Here is a 26,705-nt window from a genome sequence, read left to right as displayed (position 1 = left end):
GTGAGAAGAAGTGATTCTATTAGTCAGCTTTAAATGACAGTGGAATCTCTGCTAATTGATTACCTTCGTTCGCAGGGAAGATTAGATATTCGCCGTGGTATTTCACCATCGATTTGTAGTCGGTTACTTTGTGAACCATGTAGCCTGCTTGCGATGCTTTCTCAACAAACTCCGCATGGTTACCACGAACAAACCAACTCATCGGTTTTACAAGTCGCTCACCATCAAAACAGCTTTCACATTGGTCTGCACACAATGCCAATGAGTTCTGCCCTTCAGTAAAGATTTGTACTTTACCGCAACCAACGAGTTGCTCAGATGTAGACACTTCCCAGCCAGCCTGTTCCATAAGATCCAAGAACGCTTCAATGTCAGAGTCTTTGATAACTTTAGGCTCTTCACCTTCTGGGAAAAACTGCGCGTAAAAGCCAGAGATACGTTTGAAGATGAATAGCAAACCGGCATCGTTACCTTTTGAACGACCAGCTTTCTGCCAACGTGTTAGGTCATCACCCACTGTGCGCCCAAAGCGTTGTGATTTCAGCGCCTTTGTGACCCAACGTACCAAGTAATGATTGTTCGCAACTGGCGCATTGGCCAATTTGCCTGAGCGATGCTCTTGGTCTAGATCCGCCAGAGCAGCGTTAACTAAGTTTTGAATTTCTTGGGTGTAATTAGACATTACGCCTTTCTTCCTAAAGTCCAATAAAACAGTGCAGACAGCACTGAACAAGCAAAAATTACGATGATCATCGGCCACGCAACAGCGCCTGGCATTGCAAAAACGAGCGCACCAACCAGTGAGCCAGTGCCAAATCGCAGTGTACCAGCAAGTGAAGATGCTGTACCCGCCATGGTTGGGTACCCACTCAACAACAGAGCCATTGAGTTACTACCAATCGTAGACAAAGTACCGATAAACAGCACAACAAAAGGCACCATGCCCCACAAGCCAAGGTCGAGCATCCAACCGACAAACAGGCCAATACCCGCAATCAACTGCACGGTTAGTCCGAAACGCAGCATGAAGTGCGAACCGACCTTTTTCACCATGCGACCATTTAGACTGGTCATGATAATCATCGCTACGATGTTCAAACCAAATAGGTAACCAAATTGGTCAGGTCGAACACCATATAAATCAATATAAACAAACGAACCCGCAGTCAGGAATGCAAACATACCAGAGAACGAGAACGCACCTGAAAGCATCAAACCCAATGCCTCAGGGTTAGAACACAGGCGCGCATAGTTACGAATCGTGGTTCTGAATCTTAGTGGCTGACGGTTTTCCGGCTTAAGCGTTTCTGGGATCATCCACAGAACAAGCAAAACCACCACAACGGCGAAGATAGCGAGTACCCAGAAGATCGAACGCCAGCCGAACCAAATCGCTAGATGGCCACCAATCATCGGCGCCACCAAAGGCGCAATCGTAATCACCAAGATCACGAACGACATAGCTCGCGCGAAATCTTCACGGTCAAACATGTCTCGTACAACCGCTTGGATAATCACAGCCGCTGCCGCACCAGCAAAACCTTGCGCCGTACGCACATAAGTTAGCGCATCGATACCGTTAGTGGTCGCACTGACTACCGCTGCCAAACCAAAAAAGAGCACACCTGAAATGAGTACAGGTCGGCGACCATAGCTATCCGCTAACGGACCATGAATCAACTGACCTATCGCAAAACCTGCCGTATAAGCCGTTAACGTAATCTGTACCGCGCCTGGGGTTACACCAAGATCTTTCGCGATGGTTGGCATAGCTGGTAGGTACATATCGATAGCAAGTGGCGTCAACGCACCAATTGCACCGAGTACAAGAAACATTAAAAACTGATTTGTGACTGGGGAGCACTTTGGGCTTTTTCTGTCATTGCTTTACCTCTTGTTGTGTCCTCCCATCAACATTCCACATTGATTGAGATAGATGATTGACGCTTCTCTCACCCTGAATCCGCAACCGTCACGAATTACAGCGCATAGTCTCCTTACCATTGAGAAGATCATAAAAGACGAAAGTATACCAAGATGGTCTTGACTAACTCGACGCTAAAACCTGCATGATCAGTATGCAGAACGACAAAGTAACCGAGCTAAAACGAAGAGGCGGTGACGTGAACACCGTCTGTACTTATCGTCAGTAAGGACCAACAAGAGAAAAGGATTTCTCAGACTAAATACAGCTCTGCCTGCGTTTACGAGCGGCGAATAAGCATCTTACTCAGACACTAAGACTTATTTGGTAGGAACCACCATTCTGAGTGATTTCTCATCAAAAGACTAGTTCCTATCAGGAATCAAACAATTTCCCAGAACAGTGATTATTTCCAACCAGATTGAGTTATTTTACAACTGATTCAACTTCTTCTTCTGTTAAGAAGCGGTAATCACCCGGCTCAAGTGCTTCATCCAGCACAATAGAACCAATACGTTCACGGTGAAGATGTTCTACCTTGTTACCGAGCGCAGCAAACATACGTTTCACTTGATGGTATTTGCCTTCCACAATCGTTAGCAGCACTTCGTTTTCGGCTTCGTTCACGATCTCAAGATGTGCTGGCAATGTTGGCTCACGCTCGTTGCGTAGCTCAATACCTTCGGCAAACTTCTCAACGTAATCAGGTTGAATCGCATCCACTAGCCATACGCGGTACGTCTTCTCACATTTGTGTTTTGGTGACGTAATACGGTGCGACCATTGACCATCGTCTGTGATCAGCACAAGACCGGTAGTGTCCACATCCAAACGACCAGCAAAGTGCAAGTTTTCTACCTTTGGCTCATCCAGTAGAACGAACGCCGTTGGGTTGTGCCCATCTTCATGCGAACACACAAAGTCCGCAGGCTTGTACAACATGATGTAACGAGGGCCAGGAGCACCAACTTCGCGCCCTTCCCATTCAACCACACCACCTTCTGGTACTTTGAATGCACCACTCTTTTGTACTTCATCATCAACCGTTATTTCGCCACTTTTGATGATCTTAGTTGCCTGCTTGCGAGTCGCACCCAGTCCATCACACAAATATTTATCTAAACGCATGAATACCTCTAATGTTTAAGGTAGGGTATTATAGCGATCCTAATTCGAATAGTTGAGCAATTTCACAGATTTTCATGTACACCCTTCGCCCCTACCAAGCCGACTCTGTAAAAGCGGTGATTCACTATTTTCGTAAACACACCACACCAGCGGTCATTGTGCTGCCTACTGGTGCGGGTAAAAGCTTGGTCATTGCAGAGTTAGCAAGGCTTGCAAAAGGCCGAGTACTGGTACTTGCTCACGTAAAAGAGCTAGTGGAACAGAATCACGCCAAGTACGAAGGTTACGGACTAAAAGGCTCAATATTCTCGGCAGGTCTCGGACGTAAAGAGACCGATCAGCAAGTGGTGTTTGCCTCGGTTCAATCCGTGGTGCGCAATCTGGATTCTTTCAAGAATCAATTTTCCTTGTTGGTGATTGACGAGTGCCATCGCGTGCCAGACGAGAAAACCAGTAGCTATCAAAAAGTGATCACTCATCTAAGAGAGCTCAATCCCGGCATCAAAGTATTGGGCTTAACCGCCACACCTTATCGCTTGGGTATGGGATGGATTTATCAGTACCACACCCGTGGACAGGTTCGAACGGAAGAATCACGCTTTTTCCGCGACTGTATCTTCGAGCTCCCTATTCGTTACTTATTGGATGAAAACTTCTTAACGCCTGCTCGCATGATGGACGCCCCCGTCTTATCTTATGACTTCTCGCAGCTAAAGCCTGCCAATACGGGTCGGTACAAAGAAGCGGAAATGGACATGGTGATCGACAAAGCCAAACGTGCGACGCCACAAATCGTTGAGCAAATCATTCAATACGCCAAAGAACGCAAAGGCGTAATGGTGTTTGCAGCCACGGTTCGCCACGCGCAAGAAATCCACGGCCTGTTGCCAGAAGGAGAAACCGCCATCGTCATTGGTGATACGCCAACACCCGAACGTGATGCCATCATTCAATCGTTCAAGAATTGTGAGATAAAGTACTTGGTCAACGTGTCCGTTCTGACCACGGGCTTTGATGCACCACATGTAGATTTAATCGCGATTCTTCGCCCTACCGAATCCGTCAGTTTATATCAACAGATTGTTGGACGTGGGTTGCGTCTCTCGGAAGGCAAATCAGAATGTCTCGTACTGGATTACGCTGGTAACAGCTACGATTTATATCAGCCTGAAGTGGGTGCTCCTAAGCCAGACTCCACCAGTGAAATCATCACCATCCCTTGCCCTGCTTGTGGCTTTAACAACAACTTCTGGGGTAAGTTAGACAGCAACGGCTTTTTGCTGGAACACTTTGGTCGCCGCTGCCAAGGGTATTTTGAAGATGATGAAACAGTAGAGCGTGAACACTGTGGTTATCGCTTCAGAGCGAAATATTGCGGTGAATGTGGCGCTGATAACGATATTGCAGCACGTATTTGCCATGAGTGTGATGCCACACTCGTCGACCCAGACAAAAAGCTCAAAGAGGCATTGAATCTAAAAGACGCGCTGATCTTTGAATGCACTGAAATGGATTTGACGGTGTTTAAATCTAGTGATGGCAAATCACAGTTGAAAGTGACTTATTCTGGTGAAACCTACCAAGGCGAAGGAAATGCATTGGTGCACGAGTTCTGGTCACTGAATACCAAAAAACAGAAGCAAACCTTCAAAGACCAGTTTGTTCGCCCTCACCTTGCAGATAAACATCGTCCGTTTGAAGAAGCGTCGCCAACTAAAGTAGTAGCTAACCAGCATCGTTTCCGTTTACCGCAATTTGTTATTGCCCGTAAGTCAGGCCGTTTCTGGAAGCTGCGCGACAAGATCTTTGACGACGAACTAAGATAAGCGAATGCTCACTAATTCACTTTCTGTTCATGTACAGCACGATATAATCGTCGTAACTCATTGAAAAAGGCTTTGCCATGTCTATCTCCTTCACTCCGCGCAAACTTTCCGTGCTGCTAGCTATATTTCCGCTTTTATTGTCTGCGCCTAGCTTTGCTGATCACCACGATCACAAAGACCATCATGATGACAAAGATGGTCACGCTATCGTTCGTGACGTCGAAAAACCGGGGACACGAATTGAGTTCGATGAAGATCAGGATGAAGTCTACCGCGCCGTTCAGAAAGGCTATATCCGCCCGTTCTCTGATATGTACGCAGCAGTGGAGAATGATTTATATGGGCGTATTATTAAAGTTGAACTTGAAGAAGACGATGACGAATGGGTTTACGAACTTAAGATCTTGTTCAATGACAGTGTGATAAAGGTGGAATACGATGCCGCTACACTAGAAATGCTCGAGATAAAAGGACGTAACTTCAATAAAGCTCTTAAACCGCAGTAATCGATATCCAAACACAATTAGAAGAAAGAATATGAAAATACTTGTTGTCGAAGATGAACCTCGCCTAGGCGAACAGATTTTAGAAACGTTGGAAAACAATGGCTGGGTACCAGAACTTTCCCAAGATGGCATCGACGCGCTTTACCGTGCGACCTCTGAAGAATGGGACGCTATTGTGCTAGACCTAGGCTTGCCGAAGCTCGATGGTTTAACGGTTCTAAAAGGCATTCGAGATGAAAACATTAATACACCAGTTGTGATTTTAAGTGCCCGTGACACATTATCTCAACGTGTTGAAGGTTTGAATGCTGGCGCCGATGACTACCTGACTAAGCCATTTGAAATGGTTGAGTTAACAGCTCGACTTCGAGCCCAATTGCGCCGCGCTTCGGGTAACGCCTCACCTGTCATGCAGATTGGTGACTTGAGTTTAGATACACGCTCCTCAAAAGTACTGTGGCAAGGACAAGCGGTCAGCTTAACCGCGCTGGAATATAAAGTAGTTGCGTACTTCATGCACAACCCAGAAAAAGTCATTTCTCGTACCGAATTAGTAGAGCACATCTATAAGCAAGACTTCGACCGTGACTCAAACACCATTGAAGTTTTCATCGGTCGTATTCGTAAGAAAATCGCGCCAAAGATCATCAAAACCGTCCGCGGACTGGGGTACCAACTGAATGCCGAGTAAACACAGGCTACCTATGCACATTCTTAAGCGGCTGAGTATCAAAAGCCGCTTAGTACTGGCGGCGGTTGTCTGGCTAACGGCTATGATCCTCGCTGCGGGAGTAACGATCCCCACCCAAGTGTATAGCTATATGGTGGATGACACTCGCTCCCAATTGAATGTCTACATGGACGAGATTGCCGCCCAGCTCGAAGTCGACAGCCAAGGCCAACTCACTCTCTCTACCCAACTTTCCGACCCTAGATTCAGTCGCCCATACAGTGGCCTTTATTGGAGTGCTTCCACCAAAACGAGCTTAGAACGTTCGCGATCGCTGTGGGATAAGAAAATTGAGTACAAAGGATTAGATAAAGACGCCTTTGGCGCTCGTGATGAAAAGCTTATCACGTTGAAAAAGACCCTTTACCTGCCAGATTACGACGGTCCCATTGATGTCATCATCGGCATTGACGAAGATCCAATTGAAGGCACAATCCAGTCTTTAACGGGGCAGCTTTGGATCATTCTAGGATTGCTCTTTGCTGGTGTTCTTGCGGTTATCTTGCTGCAAATCGCGTGGTCTTTAAGCCCGCTGACCAAGCTGCAAAGAGAGTTAGCCGAGCTTAAATCAGGCAATAAAAAAGGCTTGGAAGAAGAGTACCCGAAAGAAATTTCCCCTTTGATTTCTGACCTTAATGCTCTGCTCTTTCACTATCAAGAGCTGCTTGAACGTGCACGTAATCATGCCGGAAACTTATCTCACGCGCTGAAAACACCGCTTTCCGTTTTAAAAAACGAGGTGCAAAACTTCACGCCTGAAGAACAAGAACGCTTGAACGCGCCAATCACGCAGATTCAGCAGCATATCGACTACCACTTGGGTCGCGCTCGTATGGCTGGCTCTATGAATATTCTTTCGGTGAAATCGAACCCTTCAGAGCGCGTTGATGCCATATCCATGGCGTTTGACAAGGTATACGCACACCGTGACGTCACACTGATTAACGAGCTTGATTCTGAATTGAACGTCGCCGTAGAGAAAACCGACCTAGATGAGATGGTGGGTAACTTGCTTGAGAACGGCTACAAGTGGGCCAACAGCATCATTCGTGTTCATTCAACGCTAGATAAGGACAATATTCATATTATCGTTGAAGACGACGGCCCGGGAATTCCTGCCGAGCAACTATGCCAAGTGATAAAGCGTGGCTACCGACTGGATGAAACCACGCCAGGTTCTGGTTTGGGCTTAAACATTGTCAGTGAAATGGCGCATAGTTACCGCGGTCAGCTTGAACTATCAGAGAGCAAAATGGGCGGTTTAAAGGCCACATTGATTCTGCAAAAGAGCCGCGCTTAAGTCACTCACATCTATCACCTACACCTGTTATTTACTGCAAGGGTTTAAAATGGCACTTATCGAATTATTCGCTAAGTGCCATTTTTGTATCTAGATAGCTTTTGGGGTGGATAAGTTTAGGGCTAGATGGCTCGCTAATCAACAATACGTTTCCATCAGAGTAATAGTCATGCTTACTGTCCATTGCAACAGGCTGTGTCAAAGAATGTAACTCTCCTACTAGCCTTAAATGACTGACTTCAATTTGATTCGCTAGACGATCCCTTTCGCTGTCCACATTAGGATCTATTCGATGCAGAACCGTCACAATGCCCGAGTAATGCGCCAACTTTAGACCGTCATCGTAGCTAATCGCTCCGATCCAAATTGGTTGACCAGACTTTGATTCTAACCCTGCTTGCCACCAGCGAACATGAGAGCGTTTTAACAAACTTCCGGGCTCTTGGAATGCCATCGACTGTGGCTTGCCATTCCAAAACAAATCAGAAACGGGCGGCAGCTTCTGCTTCAATAAGCTCACATAGTCTGCCAATTCAATGTCGTTTCTTGAAAAGGTTTGATTCTCTAGCCAGCCGAGCTCTTGCATTAGGCTTCTCGGGGATATTCCGACATACACCAAGTTGACTGCCTGAGCGTCAAACACATTCGAGCGCCCCGGATAAACCTTAAAGCCGATATCATTAAGGACTATCGATTGATTTCCAGTGACATCGGTTTGTTCAATATTGTCGTCTGCTAGATAGAAAAAAGTGTCCATAATTCGCAGCAACTAAACAGAACACTAAAGCCGTTAGGGATTTGGTCCATTTACGTGACCAGTTTTTCTTCCAAGCCACAAGAGCGAATACAGAAGCGATGAGTACTGAGGCAATAAGAAGCTTATGCTCAACAAGGATGAACTTTATGGAATCAAGTGGAATCCATGTGTTAAGACCCGCAACAAGCAAATACCCAGCAACGACAAATTGCCCAACACCAAGTATCAATCCAATTGATGAACAGACAGTAAAACGCTTCCAACTCACATTCGCAGTACCCGCCATAAATGGCACGACCCAAGCAACAGGTCCGAGTAAGCGTGCAAAGATCAAAATGGCATTGCCGCGTTTTTTCATCAACAAACGACAACGAGCGATTGGACGCCTTGTCTTGGCTTGCCAACGAATCAGCTTCTTCTGTGCTTTAGAGCCAGAACGCTTGCCAATAAAGTAACTGAGTTGATCGCCAATCCAACCGCCCAACAAAACAGCGACAACGCCCCAAATCACACCTTGGTGCAATTGATAGCCCGCAGCGAGCAAAAACGGCTCGCCCGGGACAAAGAGATTAGGTCCAATCGTCGCATCAAGGAGTGATCCGAAAAACAGACTGATTGCTTCCAGCATGCAGCCTCCGACGATTACGAATGTTGATCTTTGTAGTGACCGAATTTGTATTCCATTTCGTTGTTACGCATCTCGCCAAAGAAAAATCGTCGTACATTAGCTTTGAAATACGTCATACCCATTTTAAAGAAGCCATCTTGATCCAAACGACGCGGGTCAAATGCAAACGTCATCGGTAAAAAACGGAAACGCCATGTTTTTGAAGCACGCTTCACGTAATCACAATCTTCGCAAAGCGTAATGGATTCATCAAAACCGTTAATCTCGTTATGTACACGTTTGGTAGAGAAAATACATGCACCTACCGCCGTTGGGAAAGTGTACTGAGTAATAAACAAACCCGCGTTAAATACCCAGTAACCCAACTTATGCGCCATTGGCAGATCTTTTGAGCCCATGTACACACCAGCAACTTCCAACTTCGCATCCTCAAGCTTACTCATTGCGCGGCTCAAAAAATCACTCGGTAAGCTTACGTCCGCATCTAAGAAAAGAATACGTTCATACTTCGCCAGTTCTGCACCTGTATTACGACCTAGGCTGACACCACGCGTATCCATATGATGCACCGTCAGTTCTGGCAATGCGCTTTCGTAAGCTTGTGCAACTTCACGAGTCGAGTCTTCACTGTTCGAATCCACCACGATCACTTCAAAGTTGTGGTGAGTTTGTTTGGTTAAATCTTCAAGTAGTCGACCAATACGTTTTTCTTCATTAAGGGTAATAATCACGATACTGATAGGATTCATAATGTGCTCCATTGAGGTTGTCCGTTTATGTACGATGGAGAATAGAACCGACTGACTTAACAGTTACTGAGGTCAACATTCATTTTGCGTTCATTTTGTGAATAACAGATGTCGTTAATGAATGAATTAACTTGGGAAGAGGATTGAGTCCTAGGCAAATAAAAACGTGCTAACAAAATGCCAAATAGGTTAAAATCAGCGCAATGCGGACAAAGTTTTGCCGACACCGCAAAACAGACACTCTTCTTAAAGAAGAATTACTGGCTTTTTGGTGATTTAGGTACATTTTTGGTTGCTGAATGTAGAGCAGGATGATAGTATCCGCGCTCGCTTGAACAGTTCCTGTTTCAAGCTTTACTACGAACACAAGGTCGCATTGTGTTTGTAAAGTTTTATTTTTTACTAATTTGAGAGTAAATACTATGAAATTCGAAGCAGTAGTACGTACTGAACTAGGTAAAGGTGCGAGCCGCCGCCTACGTCACGCTGGCAAATTCCCTGCAGTTGTATACGGCGGTGAAGAAGCAGCAGTTGCTATCGTTCTTAACCACGACGACATCGTTAACCAAATGGACAAGCCTGAGTTCTACGAAGGTATCGTTCTAGTGATCGACGGCGCTGAAGTTAAAGTTAAGCCACAAGACGTTCAACGTCACGCTTTCAAGCCAAAAGTTGAGCACATGGACTTCATCCGTATCTAATTCCCTACCAAGGAATTAACGGATAAAATCCAAACCTTTTGCATAAAGATTATCGGACTTACCAACCGAGACATCTAAAAAATTTCAAAACCCCGGAGACTTACCACCTCCGGGGTTTTACTATTTAGAGCAGAAGCAAATGTCCCCTACTCTTCGAATCTGATAAACAACTCTCGAATCGACCAAGTTTTGCATTGAGTATTTCAGTGAAAACGAATTTCAGCTGAGACAATTAGGTACGCGCTATGTACTTCACCAGCGTCACATCGTTCAACGTCATGTCATCAATCACTTCCGACTCTTCCTCACCAGAGCGCACAAAACCACACTTCTTGTAGAAATTGAGTCCCTGCTTATTGGTATCTAGTGCCTTAAGGCTAATTTGCATCACAGGCGTTGAGAGTAATCGTGTTTCCAATTCATCAAACAACGCACTGCCTGCTCCTTGCCCAAAATACAAAGGCGACACATAACAACAGGTCACAATCGCAGTTTTGTCTTCGCTGGAGTGATTAGGCAGTTCATAACTTAGAAAGCCGACGATCTCTTTCTGCTTCTCTACAACAATGAGGTTTGCCAGTTGCTCTGTCATTACTCGCGTCCACATTCGCTCTCGACGCTCTCGAGTAAACTGGTCAATATAGCTCTGTGGCATCAGTCCTCTGTAGGCAACCTGCCATGAATCAACGTGTATTTTGGCGATCTGATTCGCCTCGTCTCTCACTGCATTTCTAACTGTATATCCCATTGCCTGCCTTTCTTATCACTCCGGAGTAAATACTCTTTGACGACTGTACGCTTCAAAACCCAAAGATTGGCACAACTTTATTGAAGGCGTATTTTCAATATTTACTCGATATCTAACTTTACGCTGCCTCGACTTCACCTCACTAACTAAATGAGCAAGCAGCCGTTTTCCATATCCTTTCCCTCTTGCTTCAGGAGCGACCAATATGGATAAAGACTCAAACGGTTCTTTCCCTTTATAACAATAAGAAGCCAGCACAGCGACCAACGCTTTGTTATCGAAGATGCCATAAAAGAAATGGCTATCGAGGTCAAAATCCGCTTTGAGGATATCTTCTTCACTCATTCGACTTACAAACGATTCAAGTAACTCGAGATCAGACTCGATAGAGAGAGAAATTATCCCATCGTCTTGATTGATTTTGCCGTCATTAAATAAATAGTAGTCGACATCGTCGTATTCACAGAACAATTGCTTATTATTTAATTTTCTCTCGAGTTCACTTGGATGAACATGTTTAATTTTGTCCCATAGATTTTCGGGGCAAGATATAAACGTGCAGTCGTCAGATTGGTATAAAAATACAGCACAAAGATCGGAGAACTTTTGCCAATAGTGAGGGTCATATGAATAGCCATTGTACAAATTACAGCTCACTTTGAACTGTTTTTTCCAAGAGCAATCGATTTCCGCGGAAAGTGCGGTTGTTTTTTTGAGCATCCCTTTCTCTCAATACAGCGTACAGAAAATTATAACTATTTATTTCTCAAGCCGTAAGAAGACATGATTTTGCTAAAATAATCATCAAAGTTTGCTTTATATCTCACCAAAATCCGTATTGATTCACAAAAACAAAAAACTTGCAGTTAAGCTTCTCACAAATTTAGACAAGCAATCAATAACCACCTTCCAAAATACGATTTCTGTTTATTTGGCGACATGCCTTGCAGCCCTGTTAATTCCTGTATCCGATAGAACTGTAAATAAGATATAGATCACTAAAGTTTCACACTAATTCCGTATATTTCACGCCGTAACAATAACAAAATCACAAAGAAAGGATCCCTTATGAAGTTTTCCAAATCCCTTTTGGTACTTTCGGTCGGTATTGCCATGGCAGGTTGTTCTGATGATGAGACCATTATCGTTCAAGCTCCTGATGGTGACGTAAACACGTGTTTTACCGCTGAGTCATGTACTAAGTTCACGGTTCTTCACACTAACGACAACCACGGTCGTTTTTGGGAAAACAGCAAAGGCGAGTACGGCATGGCTGCACGTAAAACGCTTATCGACTCTATTCGCGCAGAAGTAGAAGCAAACGGTGGTGAGACCATTCTGCTGTCTGGTGGTGACATCAACACAGGTGTTCCAGAGTCAGATATGCAAGATGCAGTACCAGACTTCGTAGGTATGAACCTTCTAGGTTACGACGCAATGGCGGTTGGTAACCACGAATTTGATAACGCACTGTCTGTACTAGACATGCAAGCAGAGCTAGCAGACTTCCCAATGCTAGCAGCGAACATCTACAAAAAAGATGCTGATGGCAATGTTACCGACGAGCGTTACTTCGACCCTTACCAAGTGTTCACAGTTAACGGCCTTAAAGTTGCCGTAATCGGTCTGACAACAAAAGACACAGCGAAACTGGTAAACCCAGATAACGTAGCAACTATTTACTTCGAAGACCCACAAGTAGAGATTCAAAAAGTACTAGGTGAAATTGAAGCAAATGAAGACGTTGATCTAGTATTTGCAACCACGCACATGGGCCACTACCAAGATGGTCAACACGGTAGCGAAGCACCTGGTGACGTTCTATTAGCTCGCTCAGTAAAAGACGGTAAGCTAAATGCAATCATCGGTGGTCACTCACAGAACCCTGTGTGTATGGAACCAGGTACTAACGACTACGCAGACTTCAAACCTGGCGACGACTGTATGCCTGACCGCCAAAACGGTACTTGGATCATGCAAGCACATGAGTGGGGTAAATACGTAGGTCGTGCGGACTTTGAATACTACGATGACAAGCTTCACCTAGCGAGCTACGAGCTGATTCCAGTTAACCTTAAAGCGAAAGATGAAAATGGTGACTACCAATTCATCGGTGAAGAGATCCAACCTGACGCAACAGTGAAATCAACACTGCAACCATACCAAGACCAAGGTCAAGAACTACTAGACGTAAAAGTTTCTGAGACTGACGGTAAACTTGAAGGTGACCGTAGCGTAGTTCGCTCTCAACAAACAAACCTTGGCCACCTATTGGGTGAAGCGTACCGTACTTACGAGCTAGTTAACGCTGACTTCGGTGTAATGAACTCAGGTGGCGTGCGTGATTCAATCGCAGCAGGTGATATCACTTACCGCGACGTACTAACGGTACAACCTTTCGGTAACTTCGTGACTAAAGCAACCATGACGGGTGCAGAAGTGAAAGAGTACCTAGACGTAGTAGCGACTAAGTCAGCAGGTTCTGGTGCTTACGCTCAACTTGATAACATCAAACTAACTGTCGATTGTGATGCGAGCGACGTAACGATTACAGACATCAACGGTAAAGGTTTCGATCTAGCAGAAACTTACACCTTCTCTGTAATCAGCTTCAGCGCTGCGGGTGGTGATGATTACCCAATTATTGATGTTGAGTCTACTCAAATGACAGATGCATCTGTACTACGTGAATTCTTCGTTAAGAACCCTCAGATTTCTGCAGAAGATTACAACAAGAACCTAGGCAACATCGAATACTTTAGCAACGGTGAAGCGGTGAAAGGCTGTCCTGCGACAGGTAGCTAATCTGCACTATTCTTGTCTACACTTAGATGTTGACAGCCATTCGGTTGCATAACAATCGAACCAAAGGCGTGTCAGACTGACTCTAAGACCAACCGGAGCCCAAGCGCTCCGGTGTTTTTATTGGCGCTAAATCTCTGATAAAACGCCACCTTCAAAAATCGTTCAAAAATTGTTCATTTGTGTTATTGACGCCCCTGTTCGAGACTTCTATGTTTGATAAGGTCTTTCAAATAAGCAGATTCATTAACTGAGTTTTAGGAGTCTTTTTGATTCACACAGAAAATGATTCTGGGAAAGATGTGAATGGCGTTACAAACACTGCTCTCAAACAATTTGTCTCTCGGACTTCAAACGAAAGCGATGGGCTTCTACGCTCTCGCTAATGAGCAGAGATCTGAACGCCAATGTGTTCAAACTGCTGCCATCGAGTTCTGGAGGTCAAAAATGAAACGAGCCAGCAACAGCTATAGACTGCAGATAATTAAAGAAGTGGTCACCCGTAAAGAGCGTGAAGCGTGTACTGACCCAATGGCAAAATACATTCACCAATTGATGGATGAATTGCCCACAAGTAAATTAGAGGTAGAACAAAATCACCGCTTCGCTGGGAGTCACTTCGACGAACAAGCAGGAGGCTGGGTAAGCGACCAATGGTCATTAAAATAACGCCAATCGCTCATATTGTTGGGCGAAAAAATGGATAGGAATTTCCCGGCTCTCTTTTGGATAATCATTTCAAACTGGCCGGGAATCATTATGAAACGAGAACGATAGGATGAATAACTAGAACAGATCTTGTTGCGGTGAGGCATCATCTTGAGGCAACTCTGTTTTACCCTTCCCTGCTAATACCTTTCTTCTGTATCGCTGACGACACAGCTTAATTACGTGCAACTGCTGCGCAGGAGTAAAGCTCAGCCAATTAAACCGCTCTTCTCTTTTACGCATGCATCCCTTGCAATAACCTTTTTCGTCAGACGTACAAACTCCGACACAAGGACTTGGGACGGTAAAAAACTCCAATTGCTCCATGCTCAACCCGTTCTTCCGCTCACTTATTTGAGTCCGATACGTTTATAATCAAATAACCATAAGAAATTTCGAAGTTTTCGGTGAATTTCAATACCGAGAATGGGATCTCTGTTATAAAATACGCCGTGTTTAAAAACATACGAAACCATAACCGTATGCTGACAAAAACAGTGTTTTATTACCTATACTTACCACGTTTTCTAAAAACGGAGTCAATAAAATGAAGCTTAGCCTAAAAACGTTAGTAGCAGCAATCTCACTTCCAGTTCTAATGACTGCATGCGCTAGCAACGGTGACAATGTGAAAGAAATTACGGCTCAAGATCTACAACACCACAACTGGCAGTTGGTTCAAATCGATGGCAAAAACATCGCTGCAGAAGAGCGTCAAGCTCCTCGCCTAGAGATTGGTGAAAACCTAACTGCAAACGGCAACGCTGGTTGTAACAACTTCTTCGGTCAAGCAGAACTGAAAGACAACCAACTACGCATCGAGAAAATGGGCATGACCATGAAGATGTGTATGGAAGACCAAATGAAGATTGAAAAAGTAATGTCTGAAACGCTTTCTGATTGGAGCGACATTACTCTGACTAACGAAGGTCTAGTATTGAAAAACGCAGACCACGAACTAACGTTCGAATTGCGTGACTGGGTAAACTAATCCCGTATTCGTTTTGAGGCAATCGGTCTCTGACAGAATAAGTCTCTAAAAAAGCAGCCAATGGCTGCTTTTTTTGCTTCTAATGTCCCATATCTTGTTTAGCAAGCTTTTCTGGATCGTCATAAACCGCGTGACGATCAATCATATCCAGCGTCGCTTCGTTCATGCCGGTCACGGCGACTATCGAGCCCCCTTTTCGAAACTTAAGAATCGCTTTATCCAGTGCCGATATCGCGGTGATATCCCAAAAATGCGCATCGGAAAAATCTATCGTGATATATTTCGTCGCAGTATCAAAGTCGAACATATCGGTAAAGCTGTAAGCAGAAGCAAAAAAGATTTGCCCATGAACTTTGTGAATCGTATGGTCGTTATCGACAATGACTTCATCCGAAACCTTCATCAAGGTGCGGCTTTGATTCACATAGAAAACACACGCTAATAAAACGCCTACCAGCACACCGATTGCGAGATTGTGGGTAGCCACAACAGCAATCACCGTAGAAACCATAATCACGTTCGTCGGCAAGCTGTGCTTGCGCATATCCGCAAGAGAGCGCCATGAGAAGGTACTAATGGAGACCATGATCATCACTGACACAAGTGCCGCCATCGGGATTTGCTTTAGGTAATCTCCCAAAAACACCACCATGACCAGCAAAAACACACCGGAGCAAAGCGTTGATAAACGTGTTCTACCGCCAGACTGAATATTGATCATTGACTGACCAATCATCGCACAACCAGCCATCCCACCAAACAGAGACGCGACCATATTCGCAATGCCCTGTCCTTTGCACTCATCATTCTTTTCACTTTCGGTATCCGTAAGCTCATCCACAATGGATGCTGTCATTAATGATTCAAGTACACCAACAATGGCTAGTGCTAACGAATAAGGGAAAATGATTTGTAGAGTTTCGAGGTTGAAAGGAATATCGGGAATCATGAACACAGGGAGCGCGCTGGGCAGTTCACCCATGTCGCCAACGGTTCGAATATCGATATCAAACATCAACGCAACCACTGTCACCGAGATAATGCACACCAATGGAGAAGGCAGCATTTTGCCGATTTTTGGTAAGTATGGAAACAGATAAATAATGGCTAACCCTAATGCTGTCAAAGCATAAACTGGCCAAGAAACGTCAGTCAGTTCAGGCAGTTGAGCCATGAAAATCAGAATTGCCAAAGCGTTAACGAACCCTGTCATAATAGACTTAGATACAAAACGCATTAAATCCCCTAGCCTCAAATAGCCGATTAACAGTTGCAGCACACCAGCGAAAAACGATGCGGCAAGCAAGTATTGCAAACCATGATCTTTAACTAAGGTGGTCATCAATAACGCCATCGCTCCTGTTGCCGCGGAAATCATTCCGGACCTTGAGCCTGTAAACGCAATCACGACGCAGATGGAAAACGAGGCATACAAACCCACTTTAGGGTCGAGTCCCGCAATAATAGAGAATGCGATAGCTTCTGGAATGAGTGCCAGTGCTACAACAACTCCTGATAAACAATCTCCTTTAACATTGTTGAACCAAGTATCTTTTGTAAATTTAAACATAAATCTCTCATAAACGTATTGCCTTAATTGGTGCATTGCGCACGGTGAAGGGATTGATGCAAACGCATCTGAGAGATCGTTCTAGGGCGGACTAATGAGCAAAAAGCACCTTCCTTAATCGTCAATTAAAAATTCATGGTTTCCTCGAAATGAGACAGTAAAAAACAGGACTGGCCTCATCAGAGGTGTGCTTTATATCACTTCAAAAATGTAATTTGTAATAAATTCTTACAAAAGTAGGTGAATCCATCTACAAACAACAATAAAAAAGCGCCTCTCAAAGGAAGCGCTTATGCATCATTAACACTTTGTTATATCGAAGTTTATTTTCATTTAAGCATCAGAATGACTGCTGAAAATAAGATTCCCCGTCAAAACCACTCAATTGCTCATACGCTTTAGACAGAATTGCAATCCCTATGATGGTGACTACAAAGCTCAGTAGACTCATTAAGAAAGGCAGTTGCAAAAACGCCAATGGCGACATCGCCAACCCGAACAGAAGCGGCACTAAAATAACCACGCCCATCATGTACCAAGTATGGCCTTTAGTCAGATTCCATGCATAAGGGAAAGAGACACCTTTACCAATGGCAATCGCAGGAAACACAAGTACCTGTCGACGGCAAATAACACCTAGCGCCAGCAACGCGATGGCGGCAAGTGCCACATTAATCATTGCGAAAAGCGCCGCAACCGCAACAACGGCGATTGTCATTGCCAAGTAGTGGCCAATAAACCACATTTCGATCTTTCCAAAGGTGAAACGCCCCCACTGAGGTACCGATTGAGGGCCTTTCAAAATGATGCTGTGTACGTTGATAGCCACAATGGCAGACAGTAATGCCATCAAAATTTGCACTAAGACAGTAGCACCGTCACCTTCTGATTTGCTTAATAGAAGATCCAGAATAATTGAGAGGAGGATGGGTAACGCGGTTGCTTTTGCGATCGCTTGTTTATGAGTACTCAGAGAAGAAAAAGCGCTTTTAACGGTATCGACAAACATAGTTAAGTTCTAGCCAAGATTAAGGTTTATTCTGGTTGCTGATGTTATCTTCCTGATATCAATTGAGCAAACCTTTCCCTAGATATCATTAGGTTACAATAAATATTTCGACCTAAATACTTTCATGTATCGATACCAAAACACGTTCAAACTAGATTAAATGCCCTACTTTATGGATCAACACCGCTAAGCTCTCTGCTTCGAGCTTCTTCATCACGTTAGAGCGGTGCACCTCAATCGTTCTCAAAGATACGCACAATAAGTCCGCCATCTCTTGGTTCTTCATCCCTTTGACGACCAAACCGAGAACTTCTCTCTCACGCTTAGTGAGGCTCTGTAGCACCTGCTTAGCGCTCAACTTCTCATCATTTTTGAGTGACTGCACCATCGCATCATCCACCGCCATCACAAGGGCGTTACCATCGACTGGTTTTTGAAAGAAATCAAGTGCGCCATCTTTTAGCGCATCCACCGCCATTGGAATGTCACCATGTCCAGTCAGGTAAATCACGCTAATTGGGCTGAGTTTCTCGTTCATCATTTGGTGAACATCTTGCCCGCGTAGGTCTGGCATGCGGCTATCAAGCAAAACACAGCCAGGTGCAGACAAATTGACCTCATTTAGAAAATCTATCCCACTAGAGAAAGTCTCAACCTCATAGCCATAGCTTTCTAACAGAAACGCCATGGACTCTAATACTGGTTCTTCATCATCAACAATATAAAGCGAACAAAGGTTACGACTCATGACAAGCCTCCTGATACGGTAAAACGATGGTCACCTGACACCCTGTTGGATCAATTGACCTAAATTGAATGCTGCCTTGATGGGCATCAAGCACATCACGGCAAATGGCCAAACCTAAGCCCAGCCCATTTTCTTTGGTGGTGTAGAAGGCTTGATCTAATAGTGTCTCTTGCTCTTCGATACCAATGCCATTGTCCATCACATCGATAATCACCATCTCATCGCAAAAGCTAACGTGCAGATCCACGTACAAGTCTTTCCGTTTCGGCAAATGGCTCAAACAGGCGTCTTTTGCGTTGTTCAAAACGTTGAGAATGACTTGCTGCAAACCAGTGGCGTCAGCAAAGACTTTTTGTGGCTCGCCAGAGTAAAGCACTCCCAATTGAATTCGGTGTCGTTGAAACTCGTAATCCACCAGCTTCATTGCTTCTTCAATTAACGAAGCTAAATCCACCCAGCTCTTTTCAATTGGCGTTTTGTTTATCAAGCTGCGAAGGCGCTGAATAATGTCACTTGCAGAAGTAACCTGCTGTTGAATTTTATCGAGGATTGGTGCCATCTCTTCCGCAGTCGCACCTCGCTCCATACGTACCTTAGCCCCTTGGCTGTAGTTCTTTATTGCCGCCAGAGGTTGATTTATTTCATGCGCCAGGCTACTACCAAGCTCACCGACAATGGTGATTCGCTGCGCGTGCTCAAGCATGGAACTCTTGCGGCGCAAATTATTCATAGTGGTTTTTAGCGTTTCGCGACTGCGCTGAAACTTCCACTCCAGCCAGAAGTGATAGCCCGTCAACAACAGTAAAGTCAGTAAAGACGCCATCGCAATGGCTTGGTTCTTATGCAGCCACTCTTGCGCTTTTTGTCCCCAAGATTTTTGCAGCGGGTGCATGTCTAAGTGCTTGTAAACTTTATCTACATTGATGCTCGGTGCAGGCAGCATCCAACCGACATTGTTTGCAGCAATCGCTGCAGGGTGGTCTTCTGGCATTGCGAATAGGGTTTGTGCCACCATCTGACCAACATCGACTGGTGCACGTTCCGTCATCGCCATCGTCCAGTTTGGGTACAGTGGCGTACTCACCGCGCAAACTGAATCTGCAGGACGCTTCTCATTCAATACACGTAGGTTATGCAGTTGAATACGCCCCTCTTTCGCCATGTTCTCCAACGTACAAGCAGGAACGATCGCCACATCGAGATCGTTCTCGATCACGTCCAAAATCAGCTGATCCGTCGGTGGGCCAGTAAAGTGGATCTTTTCAAAGAATGATGATTTGAAGTAGCCCAGTTTATCGAGCTCGTAACGCAGCGCGAGAAAACCACCAAACGCTTTTTCCGATACCGCCGCAACATTGGCTTTATTGATGTCTTTCAGTGTTTTAAAAGGCGATTCTTCACGTACAACCACCACTGAAGCAATCGACTTATTTGGTAAATCACTGTAAGCGGTTTTCTGCGTTGCCAACCAGTTGATTGGGTATTCGCGAGCAAGTTTGGTCGCCTGCCCTGGACTGGTCAGAATGAAGTCGAGCCAACCGTGCAAAAATGCATCTTCAAGCTGGTCGAAATCGTAAGTATGTAGGTTAAATTGATAGCCAGGATTCTGAGTCTCCAGCCAATCCAAAGTCGGTTGCCATGCTTCTTGCGCATGTGCGTGTCCACGCAGCGCTAAAACACCCACATCGTAGTCTGTTCTCTGTACTTTTTGGTCATTAGCAAAAGCAAAAGAGGTGAAGAAAAAAGAGAGAGCAAAAATGAAAAGAATAAACTTTTTAGAATAATTATCAATCACTTACAAAACACTACCAAAATACGGCTTTGGTGCATTTTACCACCATTCCCCCCTGCTACTTTGTTGCTTTAGATCAATCCCACATCATTATTGTGGGAAACCACAATATCGGCATTTAAACGATTTCCTCAGAATGCCTTACCCATAAAGGGATAGAGCGCATTTTCACCTGTTTTAAATCATGAACACCAAAAATGAATAAAAAACGTTCATGCCTGTACTCCCCCTTCAAAAGCATTCTATCTGTCGAACCATCGAAGGTTCGGCAGCAAAACTTTAAATTAATATATGGAAGCAACTCATGAAAAAATCGACGATTGCGTTGGGTGTGTTAGTCGCTGTTACAGCGGTTGGCTACTCAGCTTACAAGACGATGTTTTCGGCTGAGGCTGTGACTGTGGATGCTTCTGCTCAAGAGCAGAAGTTCACACAGTACGCTCACCCTGAACACTTCATTTCTGCACAACAACTGAAGTCGCTGATGGACGGTGACAAAGACTTGGTTGTGATCGGTGCGCTAAACCCTATCAAACCAGATAGCCCTATTTCTGGCTCTTACACTATGTGGCGTAACGATTATTCAGCAGCTGAAGACGCCTACGACTTCGGCGGTATGAGAAACAGCACAGAAGAAATGGAAACGATTCTGGGCAGCTTCGGCGCGACAGCAGACAGCACAATCGTGGTTTATGCCGCGGGCTCTCACCACGATGCAGCTCGCCTTTACTGGCAAATCCATAATCTTGGTCACCAAGACGTTCGTTACCTTGACGGTGGCTTGAACGCTTGGATGGGCGCTGGTTACCCAACAGGCTCTGCAAACCAAAGCGTGGCAGCGGTTGAATACAACGCACCTAACGCACAACAAGATAACAATGCCCTAGCCACGCTAGACATGGTTATTGCTGCGCAAAACAACCCTGATTGGGTGATCCTAGATACTCGCAGCAACGACGAGTTCAACGGTGAGGTTGCGGTTTCTGGTGCGTACGGCCCTGGCACAATCCCAAGCAGTGTTCACATTAACTGGACTAAAGCGCTGAACGAAGACACAACGCTGAAATCAGCAGAAGAACTGCAAGCCCTTTACGGCGACATCATCAAAGGCAAAAAAGTCATCGCTTACTGCCAATCTGGTGTTCGCTCAGCCCACACCACCATGATTCTTACTGAAGTCCTCGGTGCAAAAGGCGTCTACAACTACGACGGCTCATGGATCGAATACAGCCACGCTCACTACGAGCAAAAGAATCCTGAAGTGAACGTTATCAACGGCAAGAACTAATCAACACGGAACCGCAGTGAATGAACAATGTAATTTTTAGCCAAAATCTATTCGACACCGCTCAAACGATTGTCGATGGTTGTATGGGTGATGCCGATCCGGCATGTCAAACCGCATGTCCAATGCAGACGGACGTAAAGCAGTACGTTCGCATGGCAGGCGAAGGTAATTTCCAAGGCGCTTTGGATCTGATCCGCAGCAAATTATTCCTTCCTCAAACTCTTGGTCGTATTTGTGCCCACCCTTGCGAAGCGTCTTGTCGTCGTAACACAGAGTTCGGTCAACCGATCAGCGTAGCGGGCATCAAACGTTTCGTTGCAGAGAAAATGGATAACCAAGATCACTGGGATCTCAACATTGCCCCTCTAACGAACAAACACATTGCGATCGTAGGTGCTGGCCCTGCAGGTGCTCAAGCAGCGATCGAACTTCGTCGTCAAGGTCACGAAGTAACGATTTACGAAAAGCTAGAACTATACGGCGGCATGATGCGTGTGGGTATCCCTGAATACCGTCTACCACGCGATGTTATCGATTTCGAATACAGCTACCTAGCGATGCTGGGTATTAAAACTCAGTTTGGCGTTGAGATCGGCAAAGACATTAGCTTCGACACTCTACGTAGCGAACATGATGCCGTGATTCTGGCTCACGGTGCACACGTAGGTTCTATCATCCCTCTGCCGGGTCATGACAACGATGGTGTGTTCTCTGCCGTTGAGTACCTAAAAGAGATTTCTGAAACTCGCCAATTCCCACGTGCAGGTAAACGCGTGATGGTTATCGGTGGTGGTGACGTTGCAATGGACTGTGCACGCTCTTCATGGCGTATTGGTGCAAGCGACGTTTACCAATGCTCACTTGAGAGCCTTGAAAACCTACCTGCAAGCCAAGTCGAAATCGACGAGTCACTAGAAGAAGGCATCGAGTTCAACGCAGGTTGGGGCCCAGTCGCTATTGAACATGAGAACGGCAAAGTAACCGGCATTACGATCAAGAAAGTACTGTCTATCTTCGACGAGCAAGGTAATTTTGCTCCTCAATACAGCGAAGAAAGCAAAACCATCTCTGTGGATACGGTTGTTTTCGCGACGGGCCAAATCGTTGCAGACATCACTGGCGGCGCACTAGAACAAACTCGCGGCGGCCGTTATGTAGTCGATAAACAAACGCTAGCGTCTAGCCTAGAAGACGTCTTCGTCGCCGGTGACGCGTGTGGCGGTAACATCGTGATTGAAGCGATGGCATTAGGTCGCAAAGCCGCAATAAGTGTTGAGCGTTTCCTAACGGCTCGTCCACTGACTGAAGATCGCGACTTCGAGCAAGAATACAGCTACTCATCTCGTCTAGACGTGCCACTACCAAAAGGTACGGTAGATACCCCTCGCCTACACGGTGAATTGCGTAACGCTGAAGAGCGTAAGCAAGATTTTGCACAAGTGGATTTAGGCTTTACTGAAGAACAAATCAAACAAGAAGCATCTCGCTGTCTGCAATGTAGCTGCAAGCTATGTATGACCGAGTGCATCATGATGAACGACTTCAGTGACTGTCCAAAGACCATCTTCTCTGACTTTGTGAACAACAAGTCAATGGACCCACTGATGGCTTACTCATGTAACGCCTGTGACCAGTGCACCATCGTATGTCCGAAAGACTTCCCTATGAAGGAAATGTTCCTAGGCGCACGTGCTGACTTTGTTAAGGCAAACAATGGTGAATCACCAATGCCGGGTCACAAAGCAATCAATATGCACCAGAAGCTGGGCTTCTCAAAAATCTTCACTATGGCAAAACGAGCGGTATCGACAAAATGAGTAATAAAGTATTTATGCCAGGATGCAGCTTGCCATCCTACTCACCAGAAGGCGTAGCAGCAATCGCAAGCTACCTAAAAGAAGTATTCCCTGAAATGGGCGCAGTCCAGAAGTGCTGCGGCAAACCGACTGCGGCTATCGGTCAAACAGAGAAGTTCAAAGAGCGTTACGGCCAGCTTCAAGCGGACTTCGATAAGCTGGACGCACAAGAAGTCATCGTGGCATGTCAAAGCTGCTACGGCATGATCAAGAAATCTGGTGGCACACAAAAGCCGGTTTCATTGTGGAAACTGCTTCCAGAAATCGGTCTGCCAGAAGCGCTACGCGGTAAAGCGAAAAACAGTGATGTGGTATTTACCATTCACGACTCTTGTTCAACTCGCTACGAGAAAGAACTGCAAGACGGGATCCGTTGGATCTTAAACGAGCTTGGTTACAAAACCTCAGAACCAGAACACACACGCGAAAACACGCGCTGCTGTGGCTTCGGCGGCATGGTTGTGCCAGCAAACCCAGACGTGGCCAAGCGTGTAATCAAGCGCCGAGTTGAAGAGTTCGAGACTGACTACGTCGTAGTTTATTGCTCAGCTTGTCGTGCATCCATGATGGGTGTTGGCACGAAGTCTTGGCACATTCTGGATCTGATGTTCGGTCCTGTGATCATGCAAGGCGATGAACCGCCAGTCAACGTGCTCGCTAGCCCTGTGAAAGCTTGGTTCAACCGCTACAAATCAAAAGCGGGTCTGATCAAGTGTATGTCTGTGTAGCTATCTCTTTTTAATTACTAGGTTTAAGTGAAGTTGAACTTATGAAATTCGTAAAAATCGCTCTTATCGTCGCTGTTGTAGCTATTGCTCTGTTCGCGGCAAAACAAACTGGCATTCTTGAAATCATCACTGACATCAAGAGTCTACAAGATTGGATCGCAAGCTTTGGTGTGTGGGGCTACGCCGTATTCGTAGCAGCATTCGTGTTTGCGTGTGTTTTCCTACTTCCGGGCAGTGCGTTCACCATTGTGGCAGGTATCGTATTTGGTCCTATCAAAGGTGGGGTATTGGCGCTGTTTTCCGCAACGCTTGGCGCAGTGGCAGCATTCATCGTTGCGCGCTTCCTGCTTCGTAATACCATCATGAAGAAGTTTGGCGACAACCCAATCTTCAAGAAAATCGATGATGGCGTAGCAGCAAATGGTAGAAGCTTCTTGATCCTAACGCGTCTAGTACCTGTATTCCCATTCAGCCTACAGAACTACGCTTACGGTCTAACCAGCCTAAACCTTGGCACATACGCTCTGGTTTCGCTACTAACAATGGCACCAGGTGCATTCATTTTCGCTTACATGGCGGGTGATATCGCAACAAACGGTGTGTCTGCGATGCTGCTAGTGAAATTTGCAGTGGCAGGCCTTGTGTTGTTTGGCATGTCTCTAATTCCAAAATACATCGCGAAGAAAAAAGGCATCAACATGGAAGAATTAGCGAAGTAATCCGGTCTATCCATTATTGACGCCAAAAGAGTGCGACTTATCGGGAGTTGCACTCTTTTCATTGCTACTAATTTGCTCACACTTTGCCCTTCAATTGGTGACTTTTAAGGCCAAAAACTGACGTGGATTGGTATGACCTCACAAGGCGAGTAATTCTCTGAATCTATTATCAAATTCGCGTTGATAATAAAGCGAGATAGATTACTATCCACCTTGAGGGAAAGGAGCTTCCAGCGTGGTTTATACCCATAGTTTTAGTGCTGAAAAAAAACGATTTTCATCGCATGGGTATACAGAGCTCCAAAATGAAAACAAAGATAAATAAACACGGATTACGTATGAAAAAGCTACTTAGCACCATTGGCATTTTAGCCACCACTTTTGCCACCTCCTCTTTCGCCGCTTCTCACTCAGCAGAATGGCAAAAAATCGAACAACAAGCTGACGGTCAAACCGTTTATTTTCATGCTTGGGGTGGCAGCCAAGAGATCAACCGCTATCTCCATTGGGCACGCAAAGAGCTTAAATCTCGCTACAACGTGACGCTTAATCACGTCAAAGTCACTGATATTTCTGAAACCACTACTCGTCTTATTGCTGAAAAAGCCGCAGGAAAAAACAGCGGCGGCAGTGTTGATATGGTTTGGATTAATGGTGAAAACTTCAAATCAATGAAAGACAACCAACTGCTGTTTGGTCCTTTCGTAGAAGGCTTACCAAATTGGCAATATGTAGATAAAACTCTACCTGTTGACGTCGACTTCTCAGAGCCAACCGATAGCCTAGAAGCACCTTGGGGTGTCGGCCAACTCGTATTTATTCACGATGAAGAAACTCTGAATAACCCGCCTCGCTCTTATGCAGAAATGCTGAGTTACGCTAAAGCGTTTCCGAACCGTCTGACTTACCCTCGCCCGCCCGAGTTTCATGGTACCAGCTTCATCAAGTCTCTACTGATTGAGTTGAGTCACAACGATCCAGTGCTGCACAAACCAGTAACGGAAGAATCATTTAAAGCCGTCACACAACCACTATGGGCATACCTATATGAATTCCATAAAGTGGCATGGCGCGGTGGTAAGCAATTTCCTGGCGGTACTGCCGAGTCCATTCAACTGTTGGATGACGGTCAAATCGACCTAGCGGTGACCTTCAACCCGAACGCGGTTTTCTCTGCGCAATCGAGCGGCAACCTTGCAGAAAGTACGAAAGCGTATGCGATGGATGCAGGGGCACTGTCGAACATCCACTTCTTGGCGATTCCTTGGAACGCAAATGCCAATGCAGGTGCACAAGTTGTTATAAACTTTTTATTAAGCCCTGAAGCGCAATCTCGCAAAGGTGACATTAATACTTGGGGTGATCCTTCAGTGCTAAGCAGTCAATACCTAACGGGTACGGCTAAGAATACCCAGCAATTCAAATCTATCGAGGAGCCACATCCTAGCTGGCAAGCCGCGCTAGAAAAAGAATGGCTGAAACGTTACGGGAATTAAT

The 26,705-nt window shown here is 45.4% G+C and carries 24 protein-coding genes and 1 pseudogene; 13 read left to right on the top strand and 12 right to left on the bottom strand.

Features of this window, described 5'->3' with window-relative positions; all coding sequences use genetic code 11:
- Nucleotides 1-19: 19 nt before the first annotated feature.
- From KIV40_RS14535 to rsuA, 3 genes are all read right to left on the bottom strand, one after another.
- Nucleotides 20-682, bottom strand: a complete 663-nt coding sequence (locus KIV40_RS14535; protein WP_038891375.1) for a DUF2913 family protein — start codon at nt 680-682, stop codon at nt 20-22.
- Nucleotides 682-1,836 (bottom strand): Bcr/CflA family multidrug efflux MFS transporter, encoded by a 1,155-nt coding sequence (locus KIV40_RS14530; protein WP_285349884.1) that lies wholly within the window; start codon nt 1,834-1,836, stop codon nt 682-684. The genes KIV40_RS14535 and KIV40_RS14530 overlap by 1 nt, the downstream gene beginning before the upstream one ends.
- A gap of 514 nt (nt 1,837-2,350) precedes the next feature.
- Entirely contained in the window at nt 2,351-3,052 is a 702-nt protein-coding gene (gene rsuA / locus KIV40_RS14525) for a 16S rRNA pseudouridine(516) synthase RsuA (RefSeq protein ID WP_285349882.1), read from the bottom strand.
- Between the two features lie 74 nt (nt 3,053-3,126).
- On the opposite strand from rsuA, the gene KIV40_RS14520 reads away from it, so the two are divergent.
- From KIV40_RS14520 to KIV40_RS14505, 4 genes are all read left to right on the top strand, one after another.
- Nucleotides 3,127-4,878 carry a DEAD/DEAH box helicase gene (locus tag KIV40_RS14520; protein WP_285349881.1) on the top strand — a complete coding sequence of 584 codons (1,752 nt, stop codon included), beginning with the start codon at nt 3,127-3,129 and terminating at the stop codon, nt 4,876-4,878.
- A 77-nt stretch (nt 4,879-4,955) separates the two neighbouring features.
- Nucleotides 4,956-5,384, top strand: a complete 429-nt coding sequence (locus KIV40_RS14515) for a PepSY domain-containing protein (RefSeq protein ID WP_038886169.1) — start codon at nt 4,956-4,958, stop codon at nt 5,382-5,384.
- 31 nt (nt 5,385-5,415) lie between these two features.
- Complete coding sequence (locus KIV40_RS14510; protein ID WP_005442273.1) at nt 5,416-6,075, top strand: response regulator transcription factor; 660 nt, start codon at nt 5,416-5,418, stop codon at nt 6,073-6,075.
- Nucleotides 6,065-7,414, top strand: coding sequence for an ATP-binding protein (locus tag KIV40_RS14505; RefSeq protein WP_038891384.1), 1,350 nt, complete (start codon nt 6,065-6,067; stop codon nt 7,412-7,414). The genes KIV40_RS14510 and KIV40_RS14505 overlap by 11 nt, the downstream gene beginning before the upstream one ends.
- Nucleotides 7,415-7,504: 90 nt before the next feature.
- On the opposite strand, the pseudogene KIV40_RS14500 reads toward KIV40_RS14505, so the two are convergent.
- Nucleotides 7,505-8,799: pseudogene (locus KIV40_RS14500) on the bottom strand (LssY C-terminal domain-containing protein).
- Between the two features lie 14 nt (nt 8,800-8,813).
- Entirely contained in the window at nt 8,814-9,548 is a 735-nt protein-coding gene (locus tag KIV40_RS14495) for a glycosyltransferase (RefSeq protein ID WP_228174054.1), read from the bottom strand.
- Nucleotides 9,549-9,970: 422 nt separating this feature from the next.
- Here KIV40_RS14495 and rplY point away from each other — a divergent pair, with 422 nt between their 5' ends.
- Nucleotides 9,971-10,249, top strand: coding sequence for a 50S ribosomal protein L25 (gene rplY / locus KIV40_RS14490; protein ID WP_005529240.1), 279 nt, complete (start codon nt 9,971-9,973; stop codon nt 10,247-10,249).
- A gap of 232 nt (nt 10,250-10,481) precedes the next feature.
- Here the strand turns inward: rplY and KIV40_RS14485 are convergent, their stop codons facing one another.
- Both KIV40_RS14485 and KIV40_RS14480 read right to left on the bottom strand, forming a co-directional pair.
- Nucleotides 10,482-10,997, bottom strand: coding sequence for a GNAT family N-acetyltransferase (locus KIV40_RS14485; protein ID WP_012128268.1), 516 nt, complete (start codon nt 10,995-10,997; stop codon nt 10,482-10,484).
- 15 nt (nt 10,998-11,012) lie between these two features.
- Nucleotides 11,013-11,717, bottom strand: coding sequence for a GNAT family N-acetyltransferase (locus tag KIV40_RS14480; RefSeq protein WP_134976623.1), 705 nt, complete (start codon nt 11,715-11,717; stop codon nt 11,013-11,015).
- Between the two features lie 348 nt (nt 11,718-12,065).
- Here KIV40_RS14480 and ushA point away from each other — a divergent pair, with 348 nt between their 5' ends.
- The gene (ushA, locus tag KIV40_RS14475) at nt 12,066-13,802 is read left to right on the top strand and encodes a bifunctional UDP-sugar hydrolase/5'-nucleotidase UshA (protein ID WP_012128270.1); all 1,737 of its coding nucleotides are present in this window, start codon (nt 12,066-12,068) and stop codon (nt 13,800-13,802) included.
- Nucleotides 13,803-14,246: 444 nt separating this feature from the next.
- Complete coding sequence (locus KIV40_RS14470; RefSeq protein ID WP_038889567.1) at nt 14,247-14,468, top strand: hypothetical protein; 222 nt, start codon at nt 14,247-14,249, stop codon at nt 14,466-14,468.
- A gap of 117 nt (nt 14,469-14,585) precedes the next feature.
- Here the strand turns inward: KIV40_RS14470 and KIV40_RS14465 are convergent, their stop codons facing one another.
- Nucleotides 14,586-14,834, bottom strand: coding sequence for a DUF1289 domain-containing protein (locus KIV40_RS14465; protein ID WP_010646041.1), 249 nt, complete (start codon nt 14,832-14,834; stop codon nt 14,586-14,588).
- Nucleotides 14,835-15,054: 220 nt separating this feature from the next.
- Between KIV40_RS14465 and KIV40_RS14460 the strand changes: the two genes are divergently transcribed.
- Nucleotides 15,055-15,498 carry an META domain-containing protein gene (locus KIV40_RS14460; RefSeq protein ID WP_012128273.1) on the top strand — a complete coding sequence of 148 codons (444 nt, stop codon included), beginning with the start codon at nt 15,055-15,057 and terminating at the stop codon, nt 15,496-15,498.
- A gap of 79 nt (nt 15,499-15,577) precedes the next feature.
- On the opposite strand, the gene KIV40_RS14455 is transcribed toward KIV40_RS14460, so the two are convergent.
- The 4 genes from KIV40_RS14455 to KIV40_RS14440 form a co-directional block, all read right to left on the bottom strand.
- Nucleotides 15,578-17,068 carry a SulP family inorganic anion transporter gene (locus KIV40_RS14455; RefSeq protein ID WP_285349876.1) on the bottom strand — a complete coding sequence of 497 codons (1,491 nt, stop codon included), beginning with the start codon at nt 17,066-17,068 and terminating at the stop codon, nt 15,578-15,580.
- 340 nt (nt 17,069-17,408) lie between these two features.
- Nucleotides 17,409-18,077 carry a hypothetical protein gene (locus KIV40_RS14450; protein WP_285349875.1) on the bottom strand — a complete coding sequence of 223 codons (669 nt, stop codon included), beginning with the start codon at nt 18,075-18,077 and terminating at the stop codon, nt 17,409-17,411.
- Between the two features lie 151 nt (nt 18,078-18,228).
- Nucleotides 18,229-18,825: a response regulator transcription factor gene (locus KIV40_RS14445; protein ID WP_285349873.1), complete on the bottom strand. Its 597-nt coding sequence runs from the start codon at nt 18,823-18,825 to the stop codon at nt 18,229-18,231.
- Nucleotides 18,815-20,620 carry a PhnD/SsuA/transferrin family substrate-binding protein gene (locus tag KIV40_RS14440; protein WP_285349871.1) on the bottom strand — a complete coding sequence of 602 codons (1,806 nt, stop codon included), beginning with the start codon at nt 20,618-20,620 and terminating at the stop codon, nt 18,815-18,817. The genes KIV40_RS14445 and KIV40_RS14440 overlap by 11 nt, the downstream gene beginning before the upstream one ends.
- Nucleotides 20,621-20,921: 301 nt before the next feature.
- On the opposite strand from KIV40_RS14440, the gene KIV40_RS14435 reads away from it, so the two are divergent.
- The 5 genes from KIV40_RS14435 (at nt 20,922) to KIV40_RS14415 (ending at nt 26,704) form a co-directional block, all read left to right on the top strand.
- Nucleotides 20,922-21,905, top strand: a complete 984-nt coding sequence (locus KIV40_RS14435) for a rhodanese-like domain-containing protein (protein WP_285349869.1) — start codon at nt 20,922-20,924, stop codon at nt 21,903-21,905.
- 20 nt (nt 21,906-21,925) lie between these two features.
- Complete coding sequence (locus KIV40_RS14430; protein WP_285349867.1) at nt 21,926-23,722, top strand: FAD-dependent oxidoreductase; 1,797 nt, start codon at nt 21,926-21,928, stop codon at nt 23,720-23,722.
- A complete protein-coding gene (locus KIV40_RS14425) occupies nt 23,719-24,489 on the top strand; it encodes a (Fe-S)-binding protein (RefSeq protein WP_285349865.1) in 771 nt (256 codons plus the stop codon). Before KIV40_RS14430 ends, KIV40_RS14425 begins: the two co-directional genes overlap by 4 nt.
- 41 nt (nt 24,490-24,530) lie before the next feature.
- Nucleotides 24,531-25,208, top strand: coding sequence for a TVP38/TMEM64 family protein (locus KIV40_RS14420; RefSeq protein WP_285349863.1), 678 nt, complete (start codon nt 24,531-24,533; stop codon nt 25,206-25,208).
- Nucleotides 25,209-25,546: 338 nt separating this feature from the next.
- Entirely contained in the window at nt 25,547-26,704 is a 1,158-nt protein-coding gene (locus KIV40_RS14415; protein ID WP_285349862.1) for an ABC transporter substrate-binding protein, read from the top strand.
- Nucleotide 26,705 lies beyond the last annotated feature (1 nt).

It is taken from the genome of Vibrio sp. D173a (genome assembly GCF_030248475.1).
The sequence above is the reverse complement of the archived record's forward strand: the minus strand, read 5'-3'. Positions and strand labels throughout refer to the sequence as shown.

Excerpts from the sequence above, each read along its gene's own strand:
- rsuA (WP_285349882.1), bottom strand. The coding sequence starts at position 3,052 with ATGCGTTTAGATAAATATTTGTGTGATGGACTGGGTGCGACTCGCAAG.
- rplY (WP_005529240.1), top strand. The coding sequence starts at position 9,971 with ATGAAATTCGAAGCAGTAGTACGTACTGAACTAGGTAAAGGTGCGAGC.
- KIV40_RS14455 (WP_285349876.1), bottom strand. The coding sequence starts at position 17,068 with ATGTTTAAATTTACAAAAGATACTTGGTTCAACAATGTTAAAGGAGAT.
- KIV40_RS14510 (WP_005442273.1), top strand. The coding sequence starts at position 5,416 with ATGAAAATACTTGTTGTCGAAGATGAACCTCGCCTAGGCGAACAGATT.
- KIV40_RS14420 (WP_285349863.1), top strand. The coding sequence starts at position 24,531 with ATGAAATTCGTAAAAATCGCTCTTATCGTCGCTGTTGTAGCTATTGCT.
- KIV40_RS14425 (WP_285349865.1), top strand. The coding sequence starts at position 23,719 with ATGAGTAATAAAGTATTTATGCCAGGATGCAGCTTGCCATCCTACTCA.
- KIV40_RS14460 (WP_012128273.1), top strand. The coding sequence starts at position 15,055 with ATGAAGCTTAGCCTAAAAACGTTAGTAGCAGCAATCTCACTTCCAGTT.
- KIV40_RS14470 (WP_038889567.1), top strand. The coding sequence starts at position 14,247 with ATGAAACGAGCCAGCAACAGCTATAGACTGCAGATAATTAAAGAAGTG.
- KIV40_RS14450 (WP_285349875.1), bottom strand. The coding sequence starts at position 18,077 with ATGTTTGTCGATACCGTTAAAAGCGCTTTTTCTTCTCTGAGTACTCAT.
- KIV40_RS14495 (WP_228174054.1), bottom strand. The coding sequence starts at position 9,548 with ATGAATCCTATCAGTATCGTGATTATTACCCTTAATGAAGAAAAACGT.
- KIV40_RS14520 (WP_285349881.1), top strand. The coding sequence starts at position 3,127 with ATGTACACCCTTCGCCCCTACCAAGCCGACTCTGTAAAAGCGGTGATT.
- ushA (WP_012128270.1), top strand. The coding sequence starts at position 12,066 with ATGAAGTTTTCCAAATCCCTTTTGGTACTTTCGGTCGGTATTGCCATG.
- KIV40_RS14465 (WP_010646041.1), bottom strand. The coding sequence starts at position 14,834 with ATGGAGCAATTGGAGTTTTTTACCGTCCCAAGTCCTTGTGTCGGAGTT.
- KIV40_RS14435 (WP_285349869.1), top strand. The coding sequence starts at position 20,922 with ATGAAAAAATCGACGATTGCGTTGGGTGTGTTAGTCGCTGTTACAGCG.
- KIV40_RS14515 (WP_038886169.1), top strand. The coding sequence starts at position 4,956 with ATGTCTATCTCCTTCACTCCGCGCAAACTTTCCGTGCTGCTAGCTATA.
- KIV40_RS14430 (WP_285349867.1), top strand. The coding sequence starts at position 21,926 with ATGAACAATGTAATTTTTAGCCAAAATCTATTCGACACCGCTCAAACG.
- KIV40_RS14485 (WP_012128268.1), bottom strand. The coding sequence starts at position 10,997 with ATGGGATATACAGTTAGAAATGCAGTGAGAGACGAGGCGAATCAGATC.
- KIV40_RS14415 (WP_285349862.1), top strand. The coding sequence starts at position 25,547 with ATGAAAAAGCTACTTAGCACCATTGGCATTTTAGCCACCACTTTTGCC.
- KIV40_RS14480 (WP_134976623.1), bottom strand. The coding sequence starts at position 11,717 with ATGCTCAAAAAAACAACCGCACTTTCCGCGGAAATCGATTGCTCTTGG.
- KIV40_RS14505 (WP_038891384.1), top strand. The coding sequence starts at position 6,065 with ATGCCGAGTAAACACAGGCTACCTATGCACATTCTTAAGCGGCTGAGT.
- KIV40_RS14535 (WP_038891375.1), bottom strand. The coding sequence starts at position 682 with ATGTCTAATTACACCCAAGAAATTCAAAACTTAGTTAACGCTGCTCTG.
- KIV40_RS14530 (WP_285349884.1), bottom strand. The coding sequence starts at position 1,836 with ATGTTTCTTGTACTCGGTGCAATTGGTGCGTTGACGCCACTTGCTATC.
- KIV40_RS14445 (WP_285349873.1), bottom strand. The coding sequence starts at position 18,825 with ATGAGTCGTAACCTTTGTTCGCTTTATATTGTTGATGATGAAGAACCA.